22 protein-coding genes are annotated in these 19,736 nt (G+C 32.9%); 20 read left to right on the top strand and 2 right to left on the bottom strand.

Going from position 1 to position 19,736, the window contains the following annotated elements; genetic code table 11:
* The first annotated feature begins 262 nt into the window (after nt 1-262).
* Both QUF91_RS15640 and QUF91_RS15635 read left to right on the top strand, forming a co-directional pair.
* Nucleotides 263-1,024 (top strand): hypothetical protein, encoded by a 762-nt coding sequence (locus tag QUF91_RS15640; RefSeq protein ID WP_289418429.1) that lies wholly within the window; start codon nt 263-265, stop codon nt 1,022-1,024.
* 126 nt (nt 1,025-1,150) lie between these two features.
* A complete protein-coding gene (locus QUF91_RS15635; protein WP_289418428.1) occupies nt 1,151-1,330 on the top strand; it encodes a hypothetical protein in 180 nt (59 codons plus the stop codon).
* Between the two features lie 309 nt (nt 1,331-1,639).
* Here the strand turns inward: QUF91_RS15635 and QUF91_RS15630 are convergent, their stop codons facing one another.
* The gene (locus QUF91_RS15630; protein WP_289418427.1) at nt 1,640-2,956 is read right to left on the bottom strand and encodes an IS1380 family transposase; all 1,317 of its coding nucleotides are present in this window, start codon (nt 2,954-2,956) and stop codon (nt 1,640-1,642) included.
* A gap of 396 nt (nt 2,957-3,352) precedes the next feature.
* Here QUF91_RS15630 and QUF91_RS15625 point away from each other — a divergent pair, with 396 nt between their 5' ends.
* Together QUF91_RS15625 and QUF91_RS15620 are read left to right on the top strand one after the other, a co-directional pair.
* Nucleotides 3,353-3,712 (top strand): hypothetical protein, encoded by a 360-nt coding sequence (locus QUF91_RS15625; RefSeq protein ID WP_289418426.1) that lies wholly within the window; start codon nt 3,353-3,355, stop codon nt 3,710-3,712.
* A gap of 336 nt (nt 3,713-4,048) precedes the next feature.
* Entirely contained in the window at nt 4,049-4,858 is an 810-nt protein-coding gene (locus tag QUF91_RS15620) for a hypothetical protein (protein WP_289418425.1), read from the top strand.
* A gap of 665 nt (nt 4,859-5,523) precedes the next feature.
* Here the strand turns inward: QUF91_RS15620 and QUF91_RS15615 are convergent.
* Nucleotides 5,524-6,647 (bottom strand): IS3 family transposase gene (locus QUF91_RS15615; RefSeq protein ID WP_289418424.1). Its coding sequence is split into 2 segments (ribosomal slippage): nt 5,524-6,404 and nt 6,404-6,647, totalling 1,125 coding nucleotides; the frame shifts between segments, so codons are not numbered across the junction.
* 139 nt (nt 6,648-6,786) lie between these two features.
* Here QUF91_RS15615 and QUF91_RS15610 point away from each other — a divergent pair.
* The 16 genes from QUF91_RS15610 (at nt 6,787) to QUF91_RS15535 (ending at nt 19,515) form a co-directional block, all read left to right on the top strand.
* Complete coding sequence (locus QUF91_RS15610) at nt 6,787-7,314, top strand: Imm26 family immunity protein (RefSeq protein WP_289418423.1); 528 nt, start codon at nt 6,787-6,789, stop codon at nt 7,312-7,314.
* Nucleotides 7,315-7,817: 503 nt separating this feature from the next.
* A complete protein-coding gene (locus tag QUF91_RS15605; RefSeq protein ID WP_289418421.1) occupies nt 7,818-8,219 on the top strand; it encodes a DUF2750 domain-containing protein in 402 nt (133 codons plus the stop codon).
* A 133-nt stretch (nt 8,220-8,352) separates the two neighbouring features.
* Nucleotides 8,353-8,658: a hypothetical protein gene (locus QUF91_RS15600; protein ID WP_289418420.1), complete on the top strand. Its 306-nt coding sequence runs from the start codon at nt 8,353-8,355 to the stop codon at nt 8,656-8,658.
* Nucleotides 8,659-8,845: 187 nt separating this feature from the next.
* On the top strand, nt 8,846-9,703 hold the full coding sequence (locus QUF91_RS15595) for a hypothetical protein (RefSeq protein WP_289418418.1): 858 nt from the start codon (nt 8,846-8,848) through the stop codon (nt 9,701-9,703).
* 397 nt (nt 9,704-10,100) lie between these two features.
* The gene (locus QUF91_RS15590; protein ID WP_289418417.1) at nt 10,101-10,493 is read left to right on the top strand and encodes a DUF4240 domain-containing protein; all 393 of its coding nucleotides are present in this window, start codon (nt 10,101-10,103) and stop codon (nt 10,491-10,493) included.
* 97 nt (nt 10,494-10,590) lie between these two features.
* On the top strand, nt 10,591-11,445 hold the full coding sequence (locus QUF91_RS15585) for a hypothetical protein (RefSeq protein WP_289418415.1): 855 nt from the start codon (nt 10,591-10,593) through the stop codon (nt 11,443-11,445).
* Between the two features lie 190 nt (nt 11,446-11,635).
* Entirely contained in the window at nt 11,636-12,139 is a 504-nt protein-coding gene (locus tag QUF91_RS15580; RefSeq protein WP_285395861.1) for a DUF6630 family protein, read from the top strand.
* 177 nt (nt 12,140-12,316) lie between these two features.
* Nucleotides 12,317-12,844: a DUF4303 domain-containing protein gene (locus tag QUF91_RS15575; protein WP_289418412.1), complete on the top strand. Its 528-nt coding sequence runs from the start codon at nt 12,317-12,319 to the stop codon at nt 12,842-12,844.
* Nucleotides 12,845-12,862: 18 nt separating this feature from the next.
* The gene (locus tag QUF91_RS15570; RefSeq protein ID WP_289418410.1) at nt 12,863-13,321 is read left to right on the top strand and encodes a hypothetical protein; all 459 of its coding nucleotides are present in this window, start codon (nt 12,863-12,865) and stop codon (nt 13,319-13,321) included.
* A gap of 186 nt (nt 13,322-13,507) precedes the next feature.
* On the top strand, nt 13,508-14,089 hold the full coding sequence (locus QUF91_RS15565; RefSeq protein WP_289418408.1) for an imm11 family protein: 582 nt from the start codon (nt 13,508-13,510) through the stop codon (nt 14,087-14,089).
* A 431-nt stretch (nt 14,090-14,520) separates the two neighbouring features.
* Nucleotides 14,521-14,886: a VOC family protein gene (locus QUF91_RS15560; protein ID WP_285395865.1), complete on the top strand. Its 366-nt coding sequence runs from the start codon at nt 14,521-14,523 to the stop codon at nt 14,884-14,886.
* Between the two features lie 1,495 nt (nt 14,887-16,381).
* The gene (locus tag QUF91_RS15555; protein WP_285395866.1) at nt 16,382-16,678 is read left to right on the top strand and encodes a DUF2089 family protein; all 297 of its coding nucleotides are present in this window, start codon (nt 16,382-16,384) and stop codon (nt 16,676-16,678) included.
* On the top strand, nt 16,678-16,962 hold the full coding sequence (locus QUF91_RS15550; protein ID WP_285395867.1) for a hypothetical protein: 285 nt from the start codon (nt 16,678-16,680) through the stop codon (nt 16,960-16,962). The genes QUF91_RS15555 and QUF91_RS15550 overlap by 1 nt, the downstream gene beginning before the upstream one ends.
* Nucleotides 16,963-17,398: 436 nt before the next feature.
* Nucleotides 17,399-17,737, top strand: coding sequence for a DUF4870 domain-containing protein (locus QUF91_RS15545; RefSeq protein ID WP_289418407.1), 339 nt, complete (start codon nt 17,399-17,401; stop codon nt 17,735-17,737).
* A 21-nt stretch (nt 17,738-17,758) separates the two neighbouring features.
* Nucleotides 17,759-18,535 carry a MerR family transcriptional regulator gene (locus QUF91_RS15540; protein ID WP_289418406.1) on the top strand — a complete coding sequence of 259 codons (777 nt, stop codon included), beginning with the start codon at nt 17,759-17,761 and terminating at the stop codon, nt 18,533-18,535.
* A 395-nt stretch (nt 18,536-18,930) separates the two neighbouring features.
* Nucleotides 18,931-19,515: a hypothetical protein gene (locus QUF91_RS15535; protein WP_289418405.1), complete on the top strand. Its 585-nt coding sequence runs from the start codon at nt 18,931-18,933 to the stop codon at nt 19,513-19,515.
* Nucleotides 19,516-19,736 lie beyond the last annotated feature (221 nt).

Genomic DNA, 19,736 nt, shown 5'->3' with positions numbered 1-19,736 from the left:
AAGTATTTATTTCTACCTAATGTATATTCTTCAAAGAAGTGAAGAAAAGGTAGAAAATATACAACCGATTATTAATTACAGCTTCTTTTGAATAATAAATTTTAAAGAATGAAATTAAGGGCATTCCTCTAAATAAGGTGAAGTAGTACAAATAAATTAATAAATGGAAAGAGAATTTGACATGATAGGCAAGAGCAGCAATAAATCTCAAACTGAGCATCTCTTTCTTTAAATTAATTAGGTCAATCGGGGGAAGTTCAATATGGATATAGAAAATGGTAGAATATATTGTAATATTTATGGCTATTGTGGCAGTGTCTCAGAATGGATAAAAAAATCTATTGAGCTGTTTTCTAACAATGGATTTCCTCTTAAAAGTGTTAGTTATGACGTGAACTATCAGAAGTTAGAGAGGAAGAGTCTTGAAAAGTTTCAAAGTGAATTCAATGAGATGCATGAAGGAGATGTAGAAAGTTTATTTTCGTTTACGATATTTAAAGGTAAAAGTCTGAAAGTTCCAAGCTCCTGGGAATATGGAATAAGGTTTGATCAACCTAGTAGAGAGTTACAGATTTTCTTTAATACTAGTTTAGAAATTAATCATACACAAATTCTTGTAAATTTATTAAAATCTTACTTAGATGATAAAATAGTCAATTTTGGATATTTTTCATATGAAACAATCTGGGGGAAAGGTGAGAGTCTAGACTTATATATGGAAGATAATCATACTTGGTGGCTTGCATTAAATCCTAGAAACAGAGATATACTTTACAATTCTTCTCCTAAACTAAGACACATATATCCAGTCAACATCATAAACCGTGATTTTTTAGAGTATGAAGGTGCTACTTTTTCATTTAAAAATTGGATACAAGCTCCTGGGAATGGTATTTTGGAAGAAATAGGACAAGGGAATTGGTTGTGGATAGTTCCGGAAGAACGCCTACATGAAATAGGGAAGTTTTTCTATGAAAAAAAGCTTCTAATTGGAGTAAAAGGTGAGAATTTTGGTTTAGTTTAATCAAAATTAGCTCATGCAAGAAAGAAGAAGGATAAATAGATGTTAATGATTAAAGTAACCTCATTCAAACGGGCTTCTCGATAGATTCCGATGAATAAGGTTACTTTTTTAAAAGGAAGTGAAAGTATGGATATACAGGAAGCGATTGAAATAATTTATATTGGGTTAGTAAGTGAAAATTCAGTACCAGTAAAATTAAGAACGAATAGAGAGCTAGATTCTGATTTATTAAATCATGTGAGGGAGGCACTGGATGTTTTAACACAATATTATAAAGATAAAGAGACTGTTCCAAGCATCAAATGAGCCGCAACATGAATTACGAGGAGTGTATCCTGATATTTCTAACTCTAAATTACGAGAATAATAAAATTGAATACAGACAATCCGGAGGCGTTTGAAAAATGCAGAAAAAATTAAACCCAGTTGATTTAGTATTAGACCTGAATTATTCATAGCCATTTAAAGTTTGCGGATTTTCATGAGTTTTTTTATAGTAGTCTCGTTTTTTTGTGAATCTATGCTTAAGGAAAGAAGAAATAGAAAGCAAATGGAAAGAAATTCGTTTTTTGAGCAGACTCCTCCCTTGGTGCGATGTCGATTTTTTAAAAAAGGTTATTTGATTTCTAATTGTTGGACCCGGGTCAGTACGTCCCAAAAGAAGTGTGCATACACGAAGCTAGAAGACAATTTAAAGTACAGTGAGCGTCCAGATTTCACTAGTTTACTTGCCACTTTAATGAGGCGCGTGCGAATTGTTTGGATTTGAATACCCTTGTAGCGCTTTGGGAAACTCAGTGTACGGAGCCAGTTTGTAAAATTATAGGTAAGCAGACTTAACATCATGCGTGCTTCGTTAACAACGAAATCATGACTTTTCATCTGATCGAAACCAAAACCGTTCTTCGCTTCTTTAATGAAATTTTCCATCGTACCTCGTTGTTGATAAGATTCAACAATGGCTTGTGGTGAGAAAGTTTCACTCAGATTTGTCACAAAAAAAGCATGAGAAAAGAACAGTTCACCAGCTGGGCGAATCGATTGAATAACGATTCTTCGTGGTGCGGACCAAGAAGACGCTTGATAAATGGATTCATCGATATAGCGCTCGGTCACGGATACATCACGAATTTCATGTGTAGGGTGCAGTTCTTCAGCGAGCGCCTTTAGTTGAGCATTGGCCTTTAAACGAATGATGTAGTAAACGGATTCCTTTTCACATAGTTCATAAAGATCTGGTACCGCAAAGCCGCTGTCCCCACGTACAAGCGCAGAGGTTTCCGGAAAGGTTTTATTATAATGTTCAAGCAGGGGACGTAGAAAATCTACGACACTATTTGATGTATACACATTACCAGGTCGTAATTGGGCTTTCAAAAAATCACCTGTCAGCCCATCAAAAGCGAGGAGTGGATGAAAACCAACTTTTCGATAATGGCCATTGTACGCAGATTTTTCTTGATTTCCATATGTATCGGCATGTGTGGAATCTAAATCGGCAATCAACGCTTTCGATTGTCGAGCATGATGAACACGATCGAGTAGTTCTTGATTCGCCGCTTGGAGTTGATCGAGTGCTTGTGAATCGAACCGTTTAAAAAAGCGCGATAATGATGGTTGAGAAGCGAGTGCTGGCGTACCTAGCACTTGCGTAAATACTGGGTCATGCGTCAACTGATCTGCTGCATCGTCTTCATGATAACCAGCGATCAGTTGGTAGATTTTTTGGCGAAGCAGCTGCTCATTTTGGTGAATGCAATACAAGCGTTCATCTTTTAACTGTAGATGTTTGGCAATCGTTTGAGAGAAGCCTAGTTTTTCGTCAAATTCACGAAAGATAAGATGACCAGTATCCGAAGAAAGTGCATCTCCATCATTAGATAATTTGATAGAACGATTGAAATGTAAGGGAATTTGCGATAAAGTAGTCATCATAAGAATCCTTTCTTGAGATGGTTTTGTTTTGTCGCAATAACCTTAACAAAAATGGATTCTTTTTTCATCTTTTAAGTGAAAAAGAGAATCCCAGGGAAAAGCCGACAAGTCAGCTTTTCCCTGGGATTTTGTGTTGGTTGGTGAATAATCTAGGTTCAAGATGAGGGTATGGATATTCTTGATGAAGATGGTTTTAATACTCTCATTTGCTTGAATGAAATTAATGCACAGCTAAGATTATCTGTGGAATTAGCACTTAACAATAGGGAATTTTCGTTTTCAGATAGGAATACTTTTAGGGCTACTACGTGAATTAAAAGAGCTAAATGTACGAAGATCCTTTTTTGAAATTTAAACTTAAAATATTATTAAAGTTCTAAGGAGATGTTGAGATTGAGAATTTTTGGAACAAAACCTGAAGATAATGATGCAGCGGAAAAAGAAAATGCTCGTTACATTATTTTGGCAATTGAGGAAATAAACAAAAGTAATGAATGGTTGAAGAATACGGATAAACCATATCAAGTAATGTTAACGCATATTGATATTTTATTAATGCTCGCAAGAAAGTTTCCTGTTAATGCAAATTTATTGATTAAACAATATAGGACAAAGGAATGGAAAGAAACATTTAATGAATGGTTTAATAGGTGTGAAAAAAAAATACCATCTAAATATAGAGAAGGCATTAAAGCTAATGCTGATGAACTCTTTACTGAACTAGAGGAATACGGTAATAATTTACGTTATTAATGCTATTAAAAATCCATCGGTTGACGAAGTAAATCGTGAACATAAATAGTTAATATCGATATCGTCAAATAAGAATACATCCTTGGGAAGTTATGATGAATTTAATAACTTCGTCTGGGGCGTGATGTTGAACGTCGACATGCAGGTACAAAAGGAACAGACCAAGATACGGCGAGAGGTATTGAAGAACAATGCATTCAACATACCAGAAAACCATTAACAGAACAAGGGGAGCATAGATTAAGTACGGCTGATAAGTATCTTAATAATCTATATGTACATCAACCACCAATTTTAATTAGGATTTAAAATGTAAATAGAGGAGCATTCTAAAGAATGACATATAATGATAGAGCTTTAAAAATTCTATTAAATTATAGATTGTTAAATCCAGAGAAAACATCAGAGGAAGACTTTCAGTATGCTAAAACAGCAGGTTATATATTTGATAAAATTTTTCAGACACATAATGAAGCTATTGAGAATGCAATGTTTGAAATGAAACAATGTACTAAACGTTTCACAGTTGATTTATTTCTGGCAAGTTTAAGTAACCAGCGTTTAGATTGGAGATCGGGTTTACCAGTATATGTGATTATGAGACAATTTCCTATCCATGATTTTAAAAGTGATTTTATGTCTTGTGAAATATGTGCCAATAATGTTGAAGATTTAGTAGATCTAACATTCATTAATAAAATTCGTTTTAGTCATGGTGGGATTATTTCAGGTAACATATTTGATTTTTCATTTATACTTCAACAGCATAATAAGCTTCCACATGTAAAGCCGACAAAAGAAGATTTTGATATTTTTCAATCCGTTATTGGGATTATTAAAGATGCAGAAAGTAATGATTCACCATCTAAAGTTCAAAAAAAGATTGGAAAAATTGAAGGATTTCAATCCAATGCAGAACAAAGAAAAGCATTTCTGGAGACGCTTGGTTTCTGTAGTATTTTAGAAACAGAAGAGCATAAAGGTTTCTTACATCAATTCATAAATCTTGGTTTAGCCCCAAGATCTAGACATAGCTCAGATTGGTTATATCCCGTTGATTGGTGGAAAGGGAGAGACGGTATAAATCAAGATGCACTAAAATTTTGGTTTGGTGAATATGAAGAATTACAAAGTTTGTTTATCTAAATTATTGTTTTTCAGTCAAAAAAATAATATGGCGGCTATACTGTAAAAAGCTTATATAAAAAGCGTGATTGCAATTTAGGAAAATAAATTTATTACTACCGTATTATAATAATGCACTTACATTTTATTTAAATGATTTCTATTCATTCAACATTAACGAACAATCTGTGGTTATTTTTGGTCATGATCTTGGTGGGTATTTTGTATTAGATAAGAAGAATGGAACAATTGGACATTTAATTGAAGATAATGGGAAAATAAAAGTGAGGTTCTGTAATTCTGACATCAATCAATTTATATGTTTTAATAACCTCTATCTATGTATGGTTAATAAAATAATAAAATAATAAATAATGAGATAAGTGACAATTCTTTTGATAGCTTTATTGAAACATTAGAAACATTTTTTAGTGATATTGACAAACAGGCATTGTTAAAAGAGGACAATTATTGGTCTGAAAGGGTTTATGAATTGTCTGATGGCTTTTGGAATGTCAACACTAATTTGAACAGTTCTTTTAAGGGTGATTTTATTATGAAGTGGCTTGACATGGAGCCTCTACGGGCATGATTCTTGCGCCAAGGAACCAGCTTCATAGAACTGGCTCTGCCAAACGGAGGCTATCATGCCCGCCACTCCATGTAAAGCCGTTCTTCGATGGCAGTTATATATACTGTTCTTTAAATTGAGCTGGTGTAAGATAGCCAAGAGTTTGATGGATGCGAATATTGTTAAACCAATGTACATAATCCCAAAGTTCAAGCTCAAGCTGCTCCAGAGTTAAGAAAGTACGTTGGTAGACAAACTCAACTTTGAAGCTCTTGTATGTAGCTTCTGCGATGGCATTATCATACGGGCATCCTTTCGCGCTTAGTGAACGTTGGATTCCAAACGTTTCAGTTGCTTCTATCATTAGCTTATTATCAAACTCTGAACCTCGATCTGTATGAAAAAGTTGCACATTTGTTAAGTTCCCTTTAATACTACTTAGAGCTTTATAAACAAGCGCCGCATCTTTATTTGGCCCAGCACTTGCACCAACAATTTCACGATTAAAGAGGTCGACAAATAAGCATACATAGTGCCATTTTTTTCCGACCCGTACGTATGTTAAATCACTGACTAAAACTAATAATTCTTTTTCTTGTTCAAATTCACGATTTAGAACATTGGCTACTGGTGCTTCATTACTACGATTTTTCTGCGGTTTAAAATAGGCAGCCGTGTAGTTTGAGACAAGACCTAGATATTTCATGATGCGACTAATTCGTCGTCTTGAAACTATCTTATTCTGCTTTTCTAGTTCTTTTTTTATTTTACGTGTCCCGTAATTATTACGACTTTGTTTGAAGATGACATAAATAGTCTCTTGTAAATCGGCTTCTTGTGCTTGTCGTTCATCATCTTCGCGTATTTTTAAGTGGTAGTAGTAGGAACTTCTTGGAATTTGCAGGACGTCGCACATTGCTGATACCGAATATTTGTGAGCGTTGTTACGAATCACATCTATTTTCGTCCCATGATCAGCGCGGCTTGCTTTAAGATATCGTTCTCCATTCGCAGGCGTTGTACTTCTTTGCGTAGGTCTAATAGTTCATTTTCTTCCTGTGAACGGTTATCTTCTGCCTTAAATGAACCTGTTTCTTGATGGTTTTTAATCCAACGATCTAGATCAGATGGTGTAATATCATACTCCCTTACAATATCTGCACGAGATTTACCATTTTCATATAGCTTCACCATTTGAAGTTTAAAATCAGCTGTAAAAGTTCGACGTTGACGTGACATAAAAACACGCTCCTTTAGGTTAGTAATTATAGTGTACTAGCCCTTATGGAATCTGTCTAACTTAGTGTAGCCTATCCATTTTTCCCTCTGGGTGATGAGAGAATAAAATTTTATGAAAACCTGAAAAGGAGCGCAAAGGATGAAAACGCCTAAAAGTAAGTTCCAAGTGGGAGATATTTTTAGTGTAAAACAAGATAATAGTGAGTATGCATTTGGACGCTGTATTTCTCAAATAAGTTTAGGACATATCGTTGAAATTTTCGATTATTTTTCAGAAGAAAATATCTTTGATACAAATATGACCAACAAAAGGCTTTTCGAGCCAATTCCTATAGATACTTGGGGATTATTCGGTAAAAGAAAGAAAGAAGGAACTTGGACGGTAATTGGTCATGAAGATTATTACATACCTGAAAATGTTGATCATTTGCGCTATTGGGGGATGGCTGCTGAAAAGGATACAGATACGAAACTAATGGGTGTTTTTGATAATGATTGCGGAGATATAAAATACTCTATAGTTAATGGCGACAAACATCGAATTCAATCAATAGGATTACATTTTAAAATTAAAGGTAGAGAGAATGAAGTTTTTTTACTTAGAAGTCCATGGGGAGACATACAGGTTAAGGAAGAAATTAAAAAATACAGACAAGTGGTAAAGTAGCTGTTGATTAATAAACAGTAAAAATCAGTTTGATTTCGTGCAGGGTAGTAATTTAAGTTCATGCGGTCGTTGAAACCAGCAATCTCTAAAAAATGTTGCGTGTTTTCAAACCATAATAGGATTCGTATAGATTATAAAGCTCAGGGTTGTATTTGTAAAAAGTATAATTATATCAAAAAATTAGCATAAATTCTTGGGAATTATGCTAATCTTTTTTATTAGGATTTATTTTCCTTTTTGTATACTTGTTTCATTATTAGGTAATCATTCGCAGATTACGAGTAGTTTAGGTGAGAGCAAAAATTGATGTATGGCTCATAATGAAAGGGAGAATATGCCACAATCAATGCTTCTCGCTTAGAGCAATTGGATAGCAACGATGCAGTACAATGAACTTGGGGAAAAATGAGAGAAACAATACTTGACATTAAAAGATGAAAAAATAACAAAGGAGCGGGTAATAAAGCCCCTTGTTTAATAAAAAAAGAAATGAGGAGTTTAATATGGGTAAGGGATTTGAAACGAGTCCAGAGTTTAAAGCCATGATAAAAAAATCAGCTAGAGATAGATATATTTACTCTGTAAAACGTATTGCAGACTGGGAAGAGGCGTGGTCTTTGAAATTAAATGAAGGGTTTGTTACAACTTCAGATAAAGAGGGAAATCTGTCTATGCCTATCTGGCCATTTAAAGAGTATGCTATGAAATGCATAGGAGATGAATGGGAAAACTGTAAAACACAAAAAATAGATTTACATACACTGATAGAAGAAATATTACCTAACCTATCAGAGGAGGGAACGCAAGTAGTTGTATTTAAAGTTCCGGAAAATCCAGAAGTTGTAAGAGTATCTGCGGATGACTTTAAAAATAATTTATTATATGAATGTTCTCAATTAGAATAGAAAATGAATTGTAAAATAAGGACAGGATAGAACTGTTTATGAAAAGATATAATCAGAATCAGTATAATTTTGTTGAGTAGACCTGCTGTAAAATCCAAAGAAGTATTAGTTCGAGGTTATGGAGGAGAAGTCGATGGATAAAGATAAGGCACTTAATGTAGTTTATGATTATATCATTGGTGATAACTCAATACTGGTGAAGTTACGAGCAGGGGATGGATTAAATCAAGAAAGCTACAAACTTTTAATTGAAGCAATGACAAAATTGATTGAAGAATATAAAGATCAATCTGAAGTTCCTAAAAAACTCGCCTTATGCTTTGTAGATATAAGTAATTATTTTTATTTTCACGAGGGCAAGTACACTAAAGAAGAAGAAGTGCTATTTGAGGATGCGGTTCACGAAATATCTAGTTTGGCAAATAGGTTATTTGAATAAAGACTAGAACCAAGTTTTTGGTTTTGAAATATAGAGAATTATACCATATAAGGCTATGTTGAAGGATATATGGGCATTTATATGGGGAGAGTGGCAATAGACAATGTTATGACAATGCAACTACAATCGACTAATTGATCGCCAAGCTATGATAGATAGAAAATCACCGTGGAGGGGGCTGTGAAAAATGAATTACCTAGCTCATTCGATTTCTAAAAATGAAAATGGCAGTAAGATTAGATATCTAGGAACAACAGAAGAAACGAAACGGGAGTTAGAAGAAAATTTTAAACTTCCTCTTTTAAGTCAAGCACTTTTGAAATGGTACAGTGATTTACCAAAATCTAAAGACATAATGTTTTATTGGACTAACGACTTCTATATCATTGGTTCGGAAAATCTAATGGTTGCTTTAGAAGGTTATAGATTTATTAGAGAAGGTGAAGGTTGGAAAGATTTCTCGGAGAAAATGAAATGGTGTGAAAATTGGATCATTATTTCCAGTTGGAGTGGAAATCCAGTGATTGCAGATATAAGTAATGTGGAAACTCCAATTTATTATGATTATATTGGAGGGGAATTTTCCCCAAAGCTCTTAGTGAATTCATTGGAGAAATTCGACTATTTTTTGTCCGTTTGGCTCGATAAACATGATGATAGATACTTGAAAAGCGGAGAATATCAATCTAATTTTTATGAGTTAATGGAGAAAGAGTGGAAAATTAAATTAAATGATGAAGAAATTCGAAATATATGCAAATTTCTCCCTATTGCAAAATCAAAAGAAAATTTTGCCCCAATTGAACAACGAATTAAAGAAAAAGAAATAGAAAAAAAATATTATGTGTATCTTGAGGATCCAGGTGAAAATAAATCAAAAGTGATCTTAGCAATAAAAAAAGAAATCGGTCTATCCTTCGATGAAATACGAAGCCGATTAAATTGGAATGAGTTTCTAATTGCTGAGGGATATGGGGAAAATACTTTAATTTTAGCTGACTATTTCATGTCGTTGGGCGCAAAAGTAAGAACTGAGATGAAATAAAATATTTTAGTGAAAAAGCGTGCTTTCCTTGACAAAAACAAAGAATAAAAGTTGATTGTTTTTTTGTAGTGGCAAGTAAATGTGCTAGATGGAAGCAGTGATTTTTAAATACTGTGCATGAAATGATTATAGTACTTTATTCTGAATTGAATCAATTCAATAAAAACACCTAGAACTTTCAATTGTTCTAGGTGTTTTTTACTTTGCACAGATTGGAATAAAATCAAAGTAATATATAGCTCTAATACTAATTAGCCATGCTGAGAGGCAGATACTAATAGGACATTCATTGCTTTGAATAACACAAATTGAATGTCATCTACTAGACTGCAAAAGGTATTTTTGTTAGCAGAAAAATGGTAATATTAATTAAAAGAAAATCCAAATGGGGTATTTTATGGGAAATTTTAATTTTATTTTACCACTAGAAATCAGTGACGTTGTAAGCGATTGGTTTTGGGATATTATTAGGAACGCAAATCAGAAGGCGGATAAATTAAGAGAAATATTAAGAGAAATGGATCAAGAGAGTATTATAAAGTTTCAGGAACAATTTTTAGAAGCGGCAGCTGTATTACAAGATGAACCATTTTTGAATTATATGGAAGAGTCAGAGGATGGAATTGAAGATGTAAGTTATTTGGTAGTAAGTAGGGGGAAGAAATATTATGCGGAGATACTTAATGATCCTAAGAAAATCCCTTTTACAGCTGAAAATTGTGAAATTCTATACGGTCTCGCAGATGAAATATGTATTGAAAAGTTCGGCGAGTCAACAAAGGTATATTAACATAAATAATTATTAATCTGTCAAATTAGACGACAATAAAATAAACTTAAAAATCAATTTTTTCATTTGTTGAATGGACATCAAAAAGGGGTGGAATATGCGTACCAACAAGTATTGGAAGTACTTTAATCGAGTGATGAAAGAGTACAAAAAAAGAGTAATTTCAGATGAAGAAGTAAAAGAATTACTAGATAATCGACTGAAGGAAATGAATGATTTAATTCAAAAAAATGAACGAAATCGTTTAGCTGATCGCTTAAAGATGGGAATAGGTGTTCACCTTGAAATGAATGCAAAAAATAGAATACTAAATGGAGCACCATCAGCATGGATTTTATTAGAGCAGCAACTTTTTTGGTTGATACAAATGATCAAAAGCAATCCTAGTAGAGGAAGTGTATCGGGCAGTCAAATAGGAGGGCTTATCGGGCTTTCTTTATTATGGGGTTATGAAGATATTGCAGAGCTAACATACAAATATGCAACTAATATGTTCACGAAAGATCGAAATTTTTATTCTGAGACTAACACTCATCATGTTTTTATGACATGCCTATATCACAAATGGAAAACTGGAGAAATGCCTGAATTGTTTAATATTTTACCAGAAGAGCATATCTACCAAAAATTGATGCGCAGTTGGAACGATACAAATAATTTTGGAGAATATCTTTATGAACTTTGTGATTTTCACATCTATAGTTTAAGCGACACACCAGACAAATCAAGTGAAATTTTATCGTTCGACTGTATTCCTTACGATTATTATTGTATTCAATTAATAAGAGAAAAAGAGGGACTAGCCACACCAAATATAGAGCATCCGTTGCTTCAAACACCTCTGGCTGAAATTCCAAAGGAAAAACCTGGGTATAAACTTAATGAGGATGAGATATTACAATTCGTAATTCAAAATGAAAAAGTGCCGGATTCGCTACGCATTATACGTTAAAGGCACTTGATTGTGAACTTAAAATCGATTTGATGAAAAAGGAATAGATAGCCCGATTGAGATTCAAAGACGGGTGATCATCAGCTAGTTACACCCTGTTTCATCAATAACCTTGAGGAGTATGACGAAGATTTTAAATGCAAAATCAAAGTTTAGTTTACAAACTATTAAGTAGAAATGGGGTGGTTGTATGAATGCAATGCTGTTACTGGTGCAAAAGCTTTCATGTGATGCGGAAGATCAAATTTTGTCAGAGGTTTCATTAGCTATAGAAAAGCCAGAAACCTATTTCGAGAAGTTCGAAGATCGACTTGATGAAAGAGGAATAGAAAGCCCGATTGATGAATTGGCATGGATTTCTTTAGTGGATGCACTTCTTGATGAAGATTTAGCATTTGAAATCGATTGGAAAGTAACAGGGGTATACATTTGCGATGTTGTTGATGAATTGTTAGATAGGAAAAAAATGGCGTGCATAAGCTGGGAAGAGTTTGAAGATGGAGAATTTGATGGGCTGCCAACGCCTCAGTATTTAAATGAAGTTTCCAAAAAATTAATGGAACAAGGAATTTCGTTGGCATGTTTGGATATCGAATGTGACTGTTACGTTCTTGTTACTGTTCCTTCATCTGACATTGATGAAATTAAGAAGTTGGCACAAGAAGCAGGATATAAAATACAAGATTCTTTTTGAAGTAGCGAGCCTTCTGGAATGAGTTTAGTGTAGATTCCTTGAAATACGATAGTAGATGGAATGTGGTAAACCATTTGCAACGAGCTCCCACAGAGACATCCAACTCCTCACAATATATTCAAAGGTACTTTTCATGCTGAAGTATGACGTGTTCAAAGTGAAAAAGGGGGAGTGTAGATGGATAAAGATTTAAAGTTATTAGTTGATGAAATAGCGCTCGCTACAGAAATAACCTTTGTGAATTTATTCCAAAACAAAGAAACGTATTATTATTGTGCACTGGTGACAACAGGGGAGGCTGTTGCACCAGTTATTTCAGCATGGTCTTGGGAAGCATTGGAGAATGTCGCTAAAAAATATTCAAAGGAAGATGCAGAGTTAATAAAATGGTCCTATGCAGATTCACCATATTGTAATTTTGGTTGCGAGAATTTTGAAACTGAAAGAAAACTATTTAATGAGCGTTTACTTGACTATACTGATGAAATTAAGTGGTTTAAGGAAGTAGATTTTAGATTAGAAGCTATGGTTTTGGCTATGGAAAAAATAGATAAAAAAGAAATATTTTCTTTAAATCAACCGAGAAGTAAAGTGTATGTGAACGTTGAGGTGATACCTCCTGATGAAACAAATACAATCAGAGCATTACGTCTAAATAAAAGGGGAAATATTTTGGCTTGGCTTAATGAAGCTGCAGAAGAATAATACGGAGGAGTGCGTTGTATGGATTTTTCAATAGTTTCAGACACTGCAGGTGCGAGAGTTGGTGAATTAGCTAGTGAATTAGCAGACGCATTGGAATCTAATATAAATTCAAAATATAGGAATGTCGATGTTTCGATCGGGATAGCCTTTAGATGCTTACTTGAATCCTATGGAAGAAAGTCATTTATTAGATATACTAAAAAAGATAACTATCTGACAATCGATATGGCAATTACGGTAGAAGAATATGGAAAAATGTATAAAGTAGAGCAACGGTATCATTTGGGGAAATTATTTCTAGAGTTTCTAAACAGGGCGTTAGAAAAACATAATTTTGAAGGGCTTGAAAAAGAGATTTTTATAAATGACATTAAAATGTGGGCAAGAGAAATCCCTTTGAAAATGGATAATGGTTCAACAAAATTGTGTAATTGGTTTAATGAAGAGGTTGATTGGTCTGTAGATCTCGATAAATAAAGGTAGTTTTATGTTGCATAAACATTCCGAAGAGACATTAAATTACATTTTGTTTTACCGAATGATAAACATATGTAAGTTTATTCATTACATATGTTTATGGTGTACGAATTTACTATTGATCTGAGAGAAGGCTTTTTGACACTAGAAACCAAAAACCCACAACATTGAGAAGGATGAATATAGATGAATTATTGTAGATTGTTAGCTTCTTACAAACGAGATGTATATTTCTTTTATTCTGATGAGAACAAGTATAATAGATTTGATTTGGAAAAAGGTATACCTTATTCTCAACATAAAAGACTTTTATACGTGGTAGATAGGTTCGATTCTTATTTAGAACAGTATGATATTTTACCAACAGTCGGTGGCAAATTAGTAAGTTTAAAGTTAAAAATGCTAATAGAAAGATTAGGTTCAGATTGTGAGTTTATTCCTGCAATTATAAAATCTGCAGAAACGGGAGAAATAAACGATTCCTACTTTGTAATGAATGTTTTAAATCTAATTCCTTGTTTAGATCATAATAGATCAGACTATGAACCACTAGTTAAATCCATACCTGATGGGCCTATTAGTTTGAATTTTATTGCTTTTATTCCAAAATCCCTTAATGGACATCATGTCGTAAGAATGAAAGAATCCAAAGAAGAGATAGTTGTAGATGAAGTTTTTGTGGATGCTTGCAGAAAAGAAAAAATTAAAGGTGTTCTGTTAGTTAAAGAAGGAAATGTACGTAGTCCGGAATTTGTTGATTTAAAATAATATCGTTGTTTTGAATTCTGAATGGAAGAAGAAACGATGGGTGATTTTGATATAGTTCAATTAAATAAGTATACAAAATGTAGGGAATTGCGATTGATCATTCACTACTAGTAAGATAACTTAACATCCTTCAGAAGAAAAGCTGTAGCGTACGGTATCGCTACAGCTTTGGTTTTTGTCCTGCTTAGGTTAGTCAGTAAATGAATTATATCATATATTAAGGCAAACTAAAAATAACAACAGCTATTTTGGATGAAAAAGTACAGGAAAAAGTATCAATATTATGTAGAGATAATTATGTCGAAATTACCTCTCATCTTTCGGTGTTAGATGTAACTTTCTAAGATAATTGAATGTAATTTTAAAAAAAGGATTTTTATTAACTAAAGTATAATTTTTACTATAATACTAAAAAAAGGTGGTATAAAATAATGAATCAGGTTTGTGTTATAAGCATTTACGTGCCAAATTTAAACAAAGCAATTGACTTTTATACTAATACTTTAGGTTTTGAATTAAACAAGCAGTATGGTCCTAATATTGCATCACTTGTTCACGGAGAGTTACCAATTATTTTAGAGGAGAACGGTAATACAACCTATAACCAAGATAATAAAATTACAGGAGTTGTATTAGGATTGCAAACTGAAGATATTTATGAAACGGTTAAATTCTTAAAAGAGAAAGAAGTTAATTTTATTGTAGATGAACCAACTGATTGTCCTCCGGGAAAATATATTAGTTTCAGAGACCCTTTCGGAAATATTTTAGAATACCTCCAGTTTGAAAATATGTAACAAACATGGCTCATCACCAAAATCTGTGGATGATATTTGTTAAAACATATGCCATGTATTAGTTGCTCTTCGTTCCGGCTAGGCGACTCCTTGGGGATTAGCGGCTCATCGGACGCCTCCAGGAAGCTTTGCTCTGTGCGAAAGCGAAGTGCTAACGTAGCGGTAGCAACAAAGCGCCAGTCGGAAGAGCCAAAAAAGGAGTTTGTCTCAGCGCAGAGACAACTCTTTTCTTAGTATTGAAAAACAAAATGATCAAGGTAATCTATGTGAATGGATAAAGCTCCTTTAGTTCGTTTTATAGGAATACTTTGATTTATCGAAACAAAATCGCTCTTTATCGAAACTATTTGAGCTTTTATCGAAACAAAATCTTATTTTATCGAAACTATTTGGGTTTTTATCGAAAAACAAGCTCTTTCTATCAAAGAAATCAACTACACGTTATGGTGAAGAGCTACAAACATTAAATAATCTTCTTTTATAATATGCGTGTTGATTAGGAAAAAATAGGTTTATTATTTTGAGCGATAAAAAGATTTTTTTGTTACCACTTTGCTAATATATTTCCATTTTCAGGGCTACTCTAGTGCTCCTGTCGCTTCGCTTTCGTCGCAGAGCAAAGCTTCCCGCGGGAAAGCGAGACAGACGAGACCCTGCAAGGAGCAAATGTTTTATGTGCGAAAGCGTAGTGCTAACGAAGCGGAAATCAGCCTCTTCGAATGAATAAAAATGGTTAATCAACATACTTGCTTTTATAACTAACCTGGATGTTAGTGATAAGCGACTGCTCTATTGAACAATCCCGCAATGTATTTTGAGCTGAAGAAATAGCATATGCATTAAGAGAAGCGAAAGAAGAACCCTTTGTCAGTATTGTTATGAAAATGGGTGCAAATTAAATGATTTGGGAGAGGTCCAAAAGTGTATGTATTTGATGTTATAGAAGTATCAAATGCAGAATCTAGGGTATTTGAAATGAGAGAGACAGCGATTAGGGGATAGAGTAAATCTATTCCCATTTTTTGATTCGCACGTATACCGTGGGATGAGGTTAGAAAATTAAAAAGGGTCACTTGACCAGAGTGACCCAAGCCAACAAACCAGGAGGTGCAAAGCTAAATTGCTTTACACTACTATTATTATGCTTCGAATGCTATGTTTATATAGTGAATTGCCTGAGAAATAAAATTAAAATAAAAAGGAATTATTCTATTTAGATTTTAAGCGAAAAATTATAAAGCATGCAAAATAGATAATTATAATTTAGCAAAAAAGGAGCAGGTACTCGATTAAATGTGAGTATCTGTTCTTTTTTTGTAAATGGAAAACTTTGTTATACTGGGTGATAAAAACTGGATGGTACATGGCGATTTTGCGCGATGTAATTAGCAAAGAATGAAGTGTTTTTTTTAAAAAATAAATAAAGTTAAATAAAAGTTGAATAAAATTAAAGATAATGATAAAGTAAAGTTAAATAATGTGAAGGAGGGGTAATTTGAATAATAATGAAATTCCAAGTTGGCTTTTATCATTAGAAAAGGAAGATGTGGAGTTTATTAAAAATTTTGTAATAAATTCAGGTTCATTAAAAGAGATAGCGAAGTATTATAACGTTTCCTATCCGACTGTAAGAATTCGGTTAGATAAGCTGATAAATAAAATTAACGTGAATGAGAGTTCCGAAAATGAAGAATTCATAGGTTTTATAAAGAGGCTATCAATTGATGATCGAATTAGCTTAGAGGACGCCAAATTAATAATTGAAAAATATAAAATGGAGGTACAAAAATAGTGAACGATTGGTATAGACTACTATTAATATTAATTGTTTTTGCAGTGCAACATTTTTTATCTACTAGAAATAATGTGTATTGGGGAGGTTTGCTACCAATTATATACATAGCAACGCTAATAAGTGTACAGTTTTACGGGATATTTGAATGGTCTATAATACAGTTCATTTTACAGGGAATTGTCGGTGAACTATTTTTAGTAGGATATTGGATGAGTGGCAGAAAAATTGTAGCTAGTAAAAGACAGAAAGAATTAGAAAAGATGAAGGCTTTTGACTTATAATCGGTAGAAATAACTAAGACCAAGGTGCTGAACTGTACCCCTTTGTTAGATTTGTCTAGCTATGGGGTGTAGTTCCGTATCTGGTCTTTTTAATTTTCATCTAGGATTATATAATCGGATGATTGGAGTCTAATTGAAACATTGGGATTTTTTATCACTAGTCGTCAGTCCAGCGACAGCAATAAGTACAAAGCGGAGGAAGCGGCTCAACGCTCGTTAGCTGCGAAAATCAAGGTCATCTAATTAATGGTTATTAAACATATCTGCGTTTATAAAACATAATCACCAAAATCCGAATGCTAATTCTGTTATTTGAGAGTTTAATAAAAAAATTATCATTTGTTCTTGAATCTCCAGTAACGTCACCTTTTATGATGAATTTAGTTACTTACTTTAAAAGGTAACAATCAAATAATGATATTGGAGGAACAACACTATGAAAAAAGAGAGTTTATTAAACCGAGGATTGGCAAGTTTAATGCATCTGTTCTCGCTATTATTAACCTTTATTTTACCAATATTGGTATACTTAGTATCGAGGAATAAGAATAAATATTTTGCTGATCATGCAAAAGAAGGGATGAATCTTCATTTTACTTTCTTCCCAGTATTTTTGTTATTAACTTTTATTTCTAAAAAATGGAGTGCTGCTTCTACACTTTCTTTTGCACTTATTATTCTTGAAACAATACTAATTTTAGTTGCTGCAATTTATACTTTAAATGGAAAAAAGTTTTCTTATCCCGTTATACGTTACTTTAAAGTCAATCATTAAGTTAATAGAGGAGAGAATAATTTGTCGGGAAAAGGTATATTTACGATAGGTGAACTTGTGCAAAAGTCTGGTGTTAGTATTAGGACACTTCGATATTACGACAGTATAGACCTACTTAAGCCAAGTGATTATACAGAGGGTGGACATAGACTTTATTCAAAAGAAGATTTAACTATTCTACACAACATTAAGTCATTACAGTTTCTTGGTTTTTCGCTAAAAGAAATTAAAGACATGCTTCAAAAAAATACTGTTAAAGGCGAAGTTATCTTAAAATCTTTAATCGATCAAAAGCAGTTATTTGAAGCAAAAAAACTTGAAATTATTAATACATTATCTGATTTAAATCATCTTATTGAAACAATAAAAGATGAGGGAATTATCAATATTGACATATTTTGTGCGATGCTACAAAAATTAATGTTTGCTGAAAATACTGAAACATGGTTTAAAGAACACTTTTCACAAGACATAACTGATGAATTATTTAATATAAATAAATCCGAAGAAATCGATTTAGATAAAAAATGGACAAAAGTCTTATTTGAAATTAAACATTTAACGCTCACTGAAGCTATACCTTCTTCTAAAGAATCCCAAGAAACTGTTGGAACACTTTTAGTACTTATGAATGAAACCTTGAAAGGAAAGTTAGATTTGATTGAAGAAAAACTACCATCCACAGAATCATTCAAATTTCCAAATCCTTTTACAGAAAAGGAGCAAATATTTTTAAAAGAAGCGTTAAGGATATATCAAAATAATTGTAGCAACACCCAGGAAACGATGAAGAATTAATCAAGCATTGAAAACACAAGTTGAAAAATTGCTAATAAGAAAAAGTCACTCATTTTGAACAAAAATAATGAGTGACTTTCTTTAAATTATAAATATCTATTATAGCTATCTGATTAAGTACATGCCTGCTAGGATCTATTTTAAACCCAACTCCCCCAGTAAAAAAATCATTCGTACCTCATCTGTTCATCTCATAAGATTAGCATTCAAGACATATAAATAAAGGTAGTAAAAAAATAAAAGCCCTGAAAACATTGATTTTGTCATAGTTAGTCTATTGAAAATATAAAAAAATTAAGAAATTTTTAAGTTTCTATAGAGGAAAAAATTAAGATTTGAATTATATACTTATAAAAAAAGGAAATTAACGAAACTATTTGAAGATTTAATCCGTATTGGTAGTAGAAAAGAATTTTGAAGTAGGTGAGGAAATGGCATACACCATTTACATAGTATTAACAAAAACAGGAACGTTATTATCAAAGGCTATAGGTATGTATACCGGTAAAGAGATGAATCATGCGTCCATTGCGTTCGACGAGGAACTTATTCAAATGTATAGCTTTGGACGTAAACAGTTAAATAATCCTCTTAGTGGTGGTTTTTTGCGAGAAGATGCAGAAAGAGGATTGTTTGAGACCGCAGATTGTGTTATTTATCGTTGCAGAGTTTCGCAGTATCAATTCTTAGAAATGATGAAATTCGTACGTTATATGTATTTGAATCGTGATCGTTATAAATATAATTTTATTGGGCTCTTTGGTGTTATGATGCAAAAGGAGGTACGAAGAGAGCGTGCTTATTTTTGCTCACAATTTGTGGCGATGCTTTTAAAGGTTGGTGGTTTAAAAATTTATCAAAACCCGGCATTAATGACACCGCATTGTATAGCACAGTTACCTTATTTAGAAAAAGTATATGCTGGGAAGCTTGCAGACTATTTACAAGATGTTCGTGCACCAGCAATGTTATATGGATAAGGCTTAAATCATTAACCTTATTTTTTTACCTCGATTTCTAAAAAAAAGCCTCGGAAAGATTAGCAAAATTCTAACATCTATCGGGGCTTACCTCTTTTTAATCTCACAAGAATTTTCCTTCATTTTGCTAAGTTAACATTTTTCTTTTATAAACTTACATCGCACTTATATTTACCAGAAGCCCTCAAATGATTGCGTGAAAATAAACCTATTCCGTTATA

This window comes from Lysinibacillus sp. G4S2, assembly GCF_030348505.1.
Classification (GTDB): Bacteria; Bacillota; Bacilli; order Bacillales_A; family Planococcaceae; genus Lysinibacillus.
The sequence above is the reverse complement of the archived record's forward strand: the minus strand, read 5'-3'. Positions and strand labels throughout refer to the sequence as shown.

Coding starts and splice junctions, on each gene's coding strand:
- QUF91_RS15640 (WP_289418429.1), top strand. CDS start 263: ATGGATATAGAAAATGGTAGAATATATTGTAATATTTATGGCTATTGT.
- QUF91_RS15635 (WP_289418428.1), top strand. CDS start 1,151: ATGGATATACAGGAAGCGATTGAAATAATTTATATTGGGTTAGTAAGT.
- QUF91_RS15630 (WP_289418427.1), bottom strand. CDS start 2,956: ATGACTACTTTATCGCAAATTCCCTTACATTTCAATCGTTCTATCAAA.
- QUF91_RS15620 (WP_289418425.1), top strand. CDS start 4,049: ATGACATATAATGATAGAGCTTTAAAAATTCTATTAAATTATAGATTG.
- QUF91_RS15610 (WP_289418423.1), top strand. CDS start 6,787: ATGAAAACGCCTAAAAGTAAGTTCCAAGTGGGAGATATTTTTAGTGTA.
- QUF91_RS15605 (WP_289418421.1), top strand. CDS start 7,818: ATGGGTAAGGGATTTGAAACGAGTCCAGAGTTTAAAGCCATGATAAAA.
- QUF91_RS15600 (WP_289418420.1), top strand. CDS start 8,353: ATGGATAAAGATAAGGCACTTAATGTAGTTTATGATTATATCATTGGT.
- QUF91_RS15595 (WP_289418418.1), top strand. CDS start 8,846: ATGAATTACCTAGCTCATTCGATTTCTAAAAATGAAAATGGCAGTAAG.
- QUF91_RS15590 (WP_289418417.1), top strand. CDS start 10,101: ATGGGAAATTTTAATTTTATTTTACCACTAGAAATCAGTGACGTTGTA.
- QUF91_RS15585 (WP_289418415.1), top strand. CDS start 10,591: ATGCGTACCAACAAGTATTGGAAGTACTTTAATCGAGTGATGAAAGAG.
- QUF91_RS15580 (WP_285395861.1), top strand. CDS start 11,636: ATGAATGCAATGCTGTTACTGGTGCAAAAGCTTTCATGTGATGCGGAA.
- QUF91_RS15575 (WP_289418412.1), top strand. CDS start 12,317: ATGGATAAAGATTTAAAGTTATTAGTTGATGAAATAGCGCTCGCTACA.
- QUF91_RS15570 (WP_289418410.1), top strand. CDS start 12,863: ATGGATTTTTCAATAGTTTCAGACACTGCAGGTGCGAGAGTTGGTGAA.
- QUF91_RS15565 (WP_289418408.1), top strand. CDS start 13,508: ATGAATTATTGTAGATTGTTAGCTTCTTACAAACGAGATGTATATTTC.
- QUF91_RS15560 (WP_285395865.1), top strand. CDS start 14,521: ATGAATCAGGTTTGTGTTATAAGCATTTACGTGCCAAATTTAAACAAA.
- QUF91_RS15545 (WP_289418407.1), top strand. CDS start 17,399: ATGAAAAAAGAGAGTTTATTAAACCGAGGATTGGCAAGTTTAATGCAT.